Below are 1617 nucleotides of genomic sequence, written 5' to 3' on the forward strand. Positions count from 1 at the left end.
CTACGGCGACGGGGGCAGAGCCCCTAAAACCTCACGGCAGGATCGCGAGCCAGCCCCAGATCGTCAGAATCGACAGCGCCGTCGCGATCAGCACGGCCGAGGCTGCGACCCTGCGCGCCACCCCGTAGATATTCGCAAACAGATAGGCGTTGACCCCCGGCGCCATCGCTGCGGTCAGCGTGGCCGAACGCAGCGCGGTCGAGTCCAACTTGAAGGCGAAATGCGCGAGCCCGTAAGTGATCGCCGGATGTAGCATCAGCGACAGGCCGGTGACCATCGCGATCGCTTTCGCGTCGCCTTCGGGACGATAGCGGTAGAGTACGCCACCCAGCCCGAACAGGGCCGCAGGCAACGCTGCGCGCGCCATCATATCCATCCCCTCGCGGATCGGATGGGGCAGGGGCTGGCCGGTCAGCGTGGTGAGGATCTTGATCGCGAAGCCCGTCAGGATGCCGATCACCAGCGGGGTCCGCAGCACGCCGATCAGCGCGTTGAGCCCGACGCGCCCGAGCGAGGTGCCGGTGCCCGACGAGCGCACCATTTCCATCGCGAGGATGCCGATCGTGTAGAGGAAGGGCGAATGCACCGAGATGATCGCGAAATTGCCCGACAGCGCATCGGTGCCATAGGCGCGCTCGGTGATCGGCACGCCCAGCAGCAGCGAATTCGAGAACAGGCAGGCAAAGCCGATGGCGACGCTCTCAGGGCCGTTGCGGCCTATCATGCGCGCACCGGTGATGCCGATGGCGAAAGAGATCAGTGCGCCTGCGTAGAACGCGGCCATCATCGCCCAGTTATAGCTCTGCGTCAGGTCGAGATTGGCGATCGAGCGTGCCAGCAGCACCGGCACCGCGAAGTTCTGCGCAAAGCGCATCAGCCCGTCGATCGCGCCTTCGGAGAACAGCCCGCGCCAGGCCACGACATAGCCGAAGCCGATGACGAGGAAGACCGGCAGGATGACGTCGATCAGAACGCTCATCAGAGACCGAAATCCAGAACCATCCCGTCATGGGCGGGGCGGATGTGATCCGGGGTTTCCTCGGCGACGGTGTCGTGGTCGAGGTCGATATGCATGTTGGTCAGCACCGCGCTCGCGGGCTGCGCACGCTCGATCCATTCCAGCGCGCGGGCCAGATGCGCATGGGTGGGGTGCGGCGTGCGGCGCAGCGCGTCGAGCACCCAGCAATCGAGGCCTTCGAGATAGGCCCATGCCTCTTCGGGAATGTCCGAGACGTCCGGCAGATAGGCCAGCCCGCCGATCCGGAAGCCGAGTGCGTCGATATTGCCATGCTCGACGCGGAAGGGCTGAAACTCGATCGAGCCGCCCGCACCGGTAATCTGGAAGGGCCGCTCGCGATGGATCGATTTCAGCTCGCAGATCGGTTTGTAATTGCTGTCCGAGGGCTGGACGAAGGCATAGGCGAAACGGTCGAGCAGCGCGGCCTCGGTATCGGCATCGGCCCAGACGGGCAGGCGGGTGCGCATGTTGAAGACGATCTGGCGCAGATCGTCGAGCCCGTGGACGTGATCGGCATGGCTATGGGTGTAGACCACCGCATCCAGCTCGCCCACGCCCGCGGTCAGCAGCTGCTGGCGCATGTCGGGCGTGGTGTCGAT

At 65.2% G+C, this 1617-nt stretch carries 2 protein-coding genes; both read right to left on the reverse strand.

From position 1 onward, the window contains the following. Positions 1–31: 31 nt before the first annotated feature. On the reverse strand, positions 32–979 hold the full coding sequence (locus B3D39_RS13650; protein WP_274962185.1) for an AEC family transporter: 948 nt from the start codon (positions 977–979) through the stop codon (positions 32–34). After that, positions 979–1617, reverse strand: a 639-nt coding sequence (locus B3D39_RS13655) for an MBL fold metallo-hydrolase (RefSeq protein WP_286789801.1), incomplete at its 5' end; no start/stop codon positions are given. The genes B3D39_RS13650 and B3D39_RS13655, both read right to left, overlap by 1 nt.

This window comes from Thioclava sp. UBA3469 (assembly GCF_002378135.1).
Lineage (GTDB): Bacteria > Pseudomonadota > Alphaproteobacteria > Rhodobacterales > Rhodobacteraceae > Thioclava > Thioclava sediminum.